Annotated in this window: 4 protein-coding genes; 3 read left to right on the top strand and 1 reads right to left on the bottom strand. The window is 58.9% G+C overall.

Going from position 1 to position 5,056, the window contains the following annotated elements; all coding sequences use genetic code 11:
* Nucleotides 1-153 precede the first annotated feature (153 nt).
* The 3 genes from CKO23_RS23770 to CKO23_RS23760 all read left to right on the top strand — a co-directional run bounded on the left by CKO23_RS23770 (nt 154) and on the right by CKO23_RS23760 (nt 4,766).
* The gene (locus CKO23_RS23770) at nt 154-1,914 is read left to right on the top strand and encodes a purine-cytosine permease family protein (protein ID WP_200335853.1); all 1,761 of its coding nucleotides are present in this window, start codon (nt 154-156) and stop codon (nt 1,912-1,914) included.
* 49 nt (nt 1,915-1,963) lie between these two features.
* Entirely contained in the window at nt 1,964-3,454 is a 1,491-nt protein-coding gene (locus CKO23_RS23765; protein WP_200335852.1) for a mannitol dehydrogenase family protein, read from the top strand.
* 106 nt (nt 3,455-3,560) lie between these two features.
* Nucleotides 3,561-4,766, top strand: a complete 1,206-nt coding sequence (locus CKO23_RS23760; RefSeq protein WP_200335851.1) for a carbohydrate porin — start codon at nt 3,561-3,563, stop codon at nt 4,764-4,766.
* A gap of 94 nt (nt 4,767-4,860) precedes the next feature.
* Here the strand turns inward: CKO23_RS23760 and CKO23_RS23755 are convergent.
* The coding region (locus tag CKO23_RS23755; RefSeq protein WP_207168679.1) for a hypothetical protein at nt 4,861-5,056 on the bottom strand (196 nt) is incomplete at its 5' end.

Raw genomic sequence — 5,056 nt, 5'->3', positions numbered from 1 at the left:
GGTGCAGCGCTTCTTTGTCCAGGCATTACAACTCGATGACTTCACCCTCCAGTTGGAGGGCGCAGAGCCTGATTCTATGGAGGCATGAGACCGTCACTATGGCGAATTTCAACTCCGAAACGTGAGAGAATAACAAGCGCTGGGGAGAACACAGTGGACAAAACCTCGATTCCCTCGATCGAATCCATCGCGCAGATGGATGAAGAGCAACTTCCGATCCCACAGCATAAGCTGCACAACTGGCCGCACTTCTTCGGCCTCTATGGCGCGGAGCACGTCGCTGCCACCGAGTTCGTCTTCGGTGCCACCTTTGTGGCGTTGGGGGCAGGCCTCTGGGATGTCCTCATTGGTCTGATCATTGGCAACACGCTTGCCACGCTGAGCTTTACGCTACTCGCGGCGCCGATCGCCGTCGACACCCGATTGAGCCTCTACACCTACCTCGATCGGATCGCCGGCGGATTGACGTCACGCCTCTACAACGGGGCCAATGTCCTCGTATTCGCCGTCATCTCCGCCGCCATGATCACCGTATCGGCAACGGCCTTCACGGCACTGGCCGAGCTTCCCGCGCAGGTGGCGCCCTATCCGACCAGCATCTGGTTCGTGGTGACCGTTGTGGCAGTCGCGGTCGTCGTGGTTCTGGTGGCCGCCTTCGGGTTCAATGCGGTGGCCGATTTCGCCGGCATCTGTGCGCCCTGGCTCATGGTCATGTTCACGACGGGCGGAATGGTCCTGGTCCCGGCACTGACCGAGGCGGTCACCGGCTACACGACCCTTGGCCTCTCGGACTTCCTGCAATTGTCGGCGGCAACGGTGTGGACAGGGACCAATGCCGAGGGCGCGCCGGGGATCGGAATGTTCGAGATCATCGGCTTTGCCTGGGCCGCGAACACCTTCGCCCATTTCGGCCTCATCGACATGGCGTTGCTGCGCTACGCCAAGAAGAAAATCTATGGTCTCAACTCCGCCGCGGGGATGATGTTCGGCCACTACGTGGCCTGGATATCGGCCGGATTCATGGGCGCGGCGGTTGCCGAGCTCACCAAGACCAGCATCGTGCTGCTCGATCCGGGCAAAGTGGCCTGGTATGCCCTGGCTTGGTCCGGTTTCGTGGTCGTGGTCGTGGCCGGCTGGACCACCGCCAATTCAAACCTCTACCGTGCAGGACTGGCCGCACAGGCCGTGTTCCCGAATCAACACAGAACGAAGGTAACCCTAATGGTCGGCGCGGCTGTCGTGTTTGCCAGCTGTTTTCCCTTCGTGTATCAGCAAATGCTTCCGCTGCTGGCCTATTCGGGCGTTCTACTGGTGCCCATCGGCGGTATCGTTTTCGCTGAACACTACGTGTTTCGCTGGCTCGGCTACACGCGCTATTGGTATCGCTTCAAGGGCTTGAAGCACAATGTCCCGGCCCTTGCGACATGGGCGATCTCGTTGGTAGTCGGCTTTGGCCTGAATGTCTTCGGCATCATGCCGTACTTCTACATTTTCCTGCCGACCTGGGCGGTGTCGATCATCGTCTATGTCCTGCTCGCGAAGCGGTATGGCGCGGCGGAACGCTATCCCGAACAAGAGGAAGCGGAACGACAGTTCCAGGCGCGGGTCGCCGAATGGCAGACCAAGGAGGCGGAAGCGGCGGGCCTTGGCGACTACGTAAAAGACACCTCGGCGCTTTCGAAGGTCATCAAGGCCGTCTGGATCCTCATCGGATTGGTCGTGCCCTCCGTGCTGGCATGGATCACCTTGTTCCGCAGCCCCAATCTCTACGACTACTACGTGAACCTGGATCAGTTCTACGGCATCACAATCTGGTGCACCGTGATCTACTTCGTCTTCGCCTATTGGGGCCTGAAGCGCTCCAAGGCAGTTCGTAAATCCGGAGTGCCGGCAGCGGCAATATCCGCGGCTTAGGTGGCACGGTTGTGAGCACGCAACGTATCTGCAGATTCGAGTATCGATTATGAAAGAAGCGATTGAGCTTACGCAGGACAACCTTCCTCTCATTGCAAAAAAAATCGCTTGCCCATCCTATGACCGGAGCAACGTCAAGGCAGGCATCGTTCATATTGGCGTCGGTGGATTCCACCGTTCCCACGAAGCCTATTACACCAATGCCCTCATGAATGAGACCCACGCCTCCGGCTGGGGCATCTGCGGAGTGGGCTTGCGCGAGGAGGACCGCAAGATCCGGGACATTCTGAAGGCGCAGGATTATCTGTACACCCTGATCGTTAAGCATCCCCGGGGAGAGGTGGAAACCTGTGTCATCGGTTCACTCTGCGATTTCCTGCTGAGCTGCGACGATCCCGGCGCCGTCATCGACAAGCTGGCCAGTGCGGACACCAAGATCGTTTCACTGACCATCACCGAAGGCGGCTACAACGTCAACCCAGCCACGGGCGAGTTCGAACTCGGCAATCCCGATGTGCAGCAGGATCTGGCCAATCCATCCAGCCCGAAGACGGTGTTCGGCTATCTGACCGCTGCGCTCAAGAAGCGCCGCGCGGCGGGGCTGCCGGCCTTCACCATTCAGTCGTGCGACAACATCCAGCACAACGGCGATATGGCGCGCAGGATGCTGCTGGCCTTCGCGCACCATCAGGATGCCGAGCTTGCGCATTGGATCGAGCGCGAGGCGTGCTTCCCCAATGCCATGGTGGACCGGATCACGCCCGTGACCACCCCGGCGGATATCGCTTACCTGCGTAACGAAATTGGATTGACGGACGCATGGCCCGTGACCTGCGAGCCTTTCACGCAATGGGTCATCGAGGACAATTTCTCGCATGGACGACCGGCGTGGGAACAGGTCGGGGCGCAGTTCGTCGCCGATGTCACGCCCTACGAGAAGATGAAAATACGCCTGCTCAACGCCGGGCATTCCGTCCTCGGGCTGCTCGGCTCGATCCATGGACACGAAACCATCGATGGCTGCGTGGCCGATCCGCTCTTCGCGACCTACCTGCGCCGGTTCATGGATATCGAGGCGACCCCCGTGCTCGACCCGGTGGAAGGGGTCGACTTGGAAGCCTATAAGGACAGTCTGATCGAGCGCTTCGGCAATCCAAACATCAAGGACAACCTGGCACGCATTTGCCTGGAGAGTTCAGCCAAGCTGCCGAAGTTCCTGATCCCCACGATCCACGAAAACCTGGCGCGGGGCGGCAGTATCCAGTATGCAACCCTCGTCATCGCCGCCTGGTGTCTCTACAGCGACAAAGGCCGGAACCGGCATGGCGTCGAACTCCAGATTGTCGACGAGATGAAGGATGAGCTGCATCAGGCCGCAATGAGCACCCAGGACGACCCACTCTCCTTTCTCCGGCTGGAAACCATCTTCGGCGATCTCGTGAGTCAGCGGGAATTCACCGCGCTGTATGCGGAGATGATCCGGGCCATCTATGAGGACCATGACGTCGGACGGCAAATGCAGAAAATCATCTCGGCCTAGCGATGTGCGCCGATGGCTCATCCGGCTTTTGCATGTAGCCTGGTTTGCCCATTCCGGCCGTATCCCTGTTCCCGGGTGTGAGAAAGCAAGAAGCGAGACAGATCCAATGAGAAAACTAATCGCGATCAGCCTATTGTTGTCATCAGGCATTGCCATGGCCGAAGGAGCGCAATCGGCATCTGACGCCTGGTACGAACGCAAACAGCTCACCGGCAACTGGGGAGGAGTCCGCGATTCGCTCGAGGATCGCGGCATCTCACCCTTCCTCGTCTATGACTCGATCATCGGCGCGAATGTTTCCGGCGGAATCGAAGCCGCCAATGACTTTACCGGGCAAGTCTACGCCGGGATCAAGTTGGATCTCGAAAAACTGCTGGGCCTGAATCGGACGACCTTCAAGATGTCCATGGTCAATCGCCATGGCGACAGCGTCGGCGAGTTCGTGGGCGGAATCTACGATCCCATGACCATTTATGGCGGCCAAACGACCTACCTCTACGATCTCTGGCTGGAAACGACTTTCGGCGATAATTGGGCGCTCAAGCTGGGTCGGATATCCGCCGATCAGGACTTCGCCGTATCGCCGCTCTACGCGTATTCACTGAGCACGGCAATCAACGGTCCCATCCGTGCGTTGCTGCTCGAAAACGCGATGACGTCCTTTCCATATGCCGTCTGGGGCGGACGACTGAAATACAGGATTGCCGAGCAGCATCATTTCCAGATCGGCGCCTATCAGATTGGACCGAATATGTGGAACTATCACGACCATGGCGTCGACTTCAGCATTCGCGGCGACGACGGCGTCTCCATTCTGGCCCAATATGACTGGACGCCCAAGGTTTTAGACCGCCCAGCCCACGTCTATGTCGGCGTCATCAATTCGTTCTACGACTTCAATGATTTCGACGAAGCCAGCACGACAGACTACTTCGCGCGCTTTTATGGCCATGCCGATGTCGAGGTTGTCGATGGGCTCAAACTATTCGGCCTGTTGACCTATTCCGATCAGGATGAAGTCGCCAAGACGCCTTTCCAGGGCAGTGTCGGCGCCATCTACAAGGGGCTGATTCCGTCCCGAGAGGATGACCGCACCTTTTTTTACGCAACCTATGGCGGGTTGAGCAACGATTATGGCCGGTCGCTCGGCGAGGATGTGGACTTCGAGGCGGTGTACGAGCTCGGGCACCGCTTCCAGATCATTCCCAGCTTCTTTATCCAGCCCTCGGTTCAATACATCCAGAAGCCCGGCGGCACCGGCAATATCGACGACGCCATCGTCTTAGGCGCCTGGATCGGGGCTTCCTTCTAGGGGCGAGAGAATCAGGCCAGGAATCGGTTTAGGGTGCGGGTGTCTCCCGCACGGCCCACGAGCACCCCGACGAGCAGGGAGCCGGGCCGTTCGATCACGCCGTGACGCTAAGCAGTCCGCCTTCTGGGGCACCCTCGGCAAGAATGTCCTTGATCTCGGCGAGCAGTGTCTCTCGCTCGCTGTCTCCAAGCGTACCGCCGCTGTACTCTTCCAAGAGGTCGTTGAGGCTGCTCATCATCTCGTCGCTCAGGTTCAACTGACCGACTTGTCCCCCGCCACCCTGCCCCCCT

It is taken from the genome of Thiocystis violacea (genome assembly GCF_016583565.1).
GTDB lineage: Bacteria > Pseudomonadota > Gammaproteobacteria > Chromatiales > Chromatiaceae > Thiorhodococcus > Thiorhodococcus violaceus_A.
Note: the sequence above shows the minus strand (reverse complement) of the source record. Positions and strands in the feature narration are given on the sequence as shown.